At 41.8% G+C, this 3,222-nt stretch carries 2 protein-coding genes and 1 pseudogene; 1 reads left to right on the forward strand and 2 read right to left on the reverse strand.

From position 1 onward, the window contains the following. Positions 1-148 precede the first annotated feature (148 nt). Entirely contained in the window at positions 149-559 is a 411-nt protein-coding gene (locus tag AB1L08_RS21935) for a GNAT family N-acetyltransferase (RefSeq protein ID WP_413066712.1), read from the forward strand. Between the two features lie 430 nt (positions 560-989). Here AB1L08_RS21935 and AB1L08_RS21940 read toward each other — a convergent pair. Further along, positions 990-2,098: pseudogene (locus AB1L08_RS21940) on the reverse strand (plasmid pRiA4b ORF-3 family protein). Positions 2,099-2,802: 704 nt separating this feature from the next. After that, complete coding sequence (locus AB1L08_RS21945) at positions 2,803-3,030, reverse strand: hypothetical protein (RefSeq protein WP_413066713.1); 228 nt, start codon at positions 3,028-3,030, stop codon at positions 2,803-2,805. Positions 3,031-3,222 lie beyond the last annotated feature (192 nt).

Here is a 3,222-nt window from a genome sequence, read left to right on the forward strand (position 1 = left end):
GCCGTAAAAATATACTTCGACGTTGATCCATTTTCATCCTGCTGATGGTGCCGCGGAAGCGGCATGAACGTCTAACTAGTTTTTGAATTTGATTGAGGGGGATCATATGAACATTAGAAGAGTCAATATAGAAACGGAAATTGAAAAATTGGTAGAAATATGGTATGGAGGCTCACTAATAGCGCACAATTTTATTGATAAGGATTATTGGAAATCACAGCGAACAGCAATGAAAGAAAAATATCTTCCAATGGCTGAAACCTACGTGATAAGTGACGAAACAGAAATTGTGGGGTTTATTTCGATGGTAAATAGTTATTTGGCTGCATTATTTATTGATCATAAACACCAAAGTAAAGGCTATGGAAAAAAATTATTAAACTTTATAAAAGGACAAAGGGAAAAAATACAATTGAAGGTTTATAGGAAAAATGAAAAAGCAGTTCATTTTTATTTAAAAAATGGTTTTGCAAAAATAGAGGAACTCTTGGATGATCAGACTGGGGAAAAAGAATTTTTAATGGAGTGGAAGAAAATCCAGCAGGGAGACAGCGGTTGAATACGGGTATTAAGATGGGGGGCACGTGGCAGTAAAGTGTGTAAGTCAACATTATTCAAGGCGTTTAGTACTGGTTTATGACCAATCCATTTTTGGATAAAGCCTCTATCCCATTATGTCTCCAGTTTTTTTACACATAGAGCTTCTCATTAGGGAATGTCCCTGGCTTTTTGCCCACAGTCGCCTGTCAGTTTCCCGATAGCCCGGGTGATTCTCATAAGGGAAGGCCTGTTTTTGGGTCAATTTTCCAAAGCAGATGGATCTTTTCCACGGGAAGCATCCTCCCTTTCCCATTTTCTTTTCGACAATGTTAATGGAGGCAATCGAGAGGCCTGCTTGCAACCAGGGATTCCTTGTACCCTGCTCATTACGTATGAAATGAAACCTCTCCCCATTAAAATGGGAAGGTTCCGGGACCGTAAACATTATTTCACAAATATTTTAGTCTCCGATTAATCACCGAAAGGTCAAAATCTCGATAGCCCTGCATGCGTCCCCACTGAGACATGCTCTCATGGTCCGGATGCTGTTCATCCGCTATTATTTCCAGGAATTCATCGTAGCCGCTCTCACCACCGCAATCTTCCGGCGGCGCATTCCCTTCCCCTTCCAGGCAGACAGGGACATTCCTATCGTAATTATCAATCACTTCTTCCACCAAAATACTATGACTCCAATCATCGCCAAAGTCATAGATATACTTTAAATACCTATGGGGTACTCTGACAGTTTCACACCTTTCTCATGCTTCATCGCTATATCATCCGGGTAAGCAAAAGCCTCCTCATCACTGACGAGATTCACAACCGGCCTCCTCATCGATTCTGCATCATCATAAATATAAAAGTCATGGAGGTGGTATCCCTTCCAGTTAAAAGCTATTTGCAAGATTTCATGCAGCTTGGTAAACGTATAATTCAACGGTACAACCAGCCTTCGCCATACTTGATGGCCCTCCAACTCCAGCGTAACCTTAAGAACGGCTGCCTCTGATTGAAAAATAGTTTCCCCAGCAAGTTTCTCTAAGTCATTAAATAACTCCTCGTTAGGACAGGAGTAGTCACCATTACCGCTTCCTACTAAAGAACGGCTGATCCGCATACTCACTTCCGTATTGTAGAGAACCTCAGGGTCGAGCTCCCTGCCAAAAAACTGCACATTATCACAGCTCTTGTTCATCCGTGCGACAGACGCCCGGTCCTTTGTTTTTGCAAAGTTGACAGCCCCGGCTTTCTCAAGATACTTTTCAACTACTTCCTCTTTGATTCCCTCCGCCTTAAACGTTGCGCGAATTGCAGCAATTATGTGTTCCTCCATTTTGGTAAAATCTTTCGCTTTCAATCCATACAAAACGACCGTATACCGGTTTTTATCATTTACCAGAACCATAGTCTTTCTTCGCTCAATAAAAATAAGATTTGCGTGCCAGGAGTAGAACGGATCTTCCTCTTCAGCTCCAGCAGGCTTGATTTTCAACTGATCCTGCAGCTTTTTCGTACATTGGATTAACATCATAAATTCAGCTCCTGTGTTTTTCATATATCTTTTCCAACATTATTGCAGAAAACACCCTGGGGCTTTTGCTGATTGAAGTTCCAGCTGCCATATTACAGGATTTTGGCCACCTGTCAGTGCAATGCAACCGTAAGTCAAAATTGCAAAGAAAAAATCCACTATGTAACATGGCGCCGAGCACAATAGCTTCTTCGGCAGGCCAAGTTCCCGGGATAACTGGCACCCTGGCTCGCGAATTATAAAACCGTATCAAATAACTATCTATTTTTCATTGTAAAACTGTGTACGTGAATTTGCAATTTTGTGTATGAGTTAAATGGGGTTCCGAAGGTATTTCGGAGGTGCCGGAGCGTATTTCGGGAGTTCCGGATCATATTCCAGAGGTACCGGCTCGTATTCTGCGGGTTCCGGTGCGTATTCCATTTCGGGGATTCTGGATCGTTTTCCGGGGGTGTCGGAGCGTATTTCGCGGGTTCCGGTGCGTATTTCGGAATTTTCGGATCATATTCCGGAGGTTCTGATCGTATTCCATGGGTTCGGTGCGTATTCCGGGGGTTTCGGATTATATATTCTAGGGGTTCCAGACCGTATCCCGAAGATTCCGGGTCGTACTCCGGAGGATATCGGAGTGTATTTCGGGATTCTGGATCATAAATAAAAACGTTACCAGCCAAGTGATGCAGACAAAATGCGGATTTTTTTCTTCGGGAATTTAATGATGGAACCAACTACTTTTCCCTTTCTTTTAAACGCTGATCAAACAAATGAAGAATTGCTCTTTTTATGGCTAATCGGCGAGTACGGGCGACTCCTTTGCCCGTAATGCTTTCTTCCCCGGCATAGTAGTAATGTGCAAAGGCTTCTGTGTACTTTCCATACACAAAACATTCAACTTCAATATCCATACTGCCGATGCTTACTGTCGAAATTTTCATATCCTTCAATTGTTTTATCAATGATATTCTTCTCCTTTTACATATTTTGGTTTTAGATTAAAAGGAATCAGAATCATCTATATAATATATTATTGTACATGATTGTCCGGTGCCTGTCACTCCCGGAAATTCTTGCTCAGCTTTGAGGAGTAAATTTATGTTTTTTAGTCCTTAAAACAGAAAATGCACTTATCCACAGGTGTAAAAATTTAC

The sequence above is a fragment of the Siminovitchia jepli genome, from assembly GCF_047228825.1.
Classification (GTDB): domain Bacteria; phylum Bacillota; class Bacilli; order Bacillales; family Bacillaceae_C; genus Siminovitchia.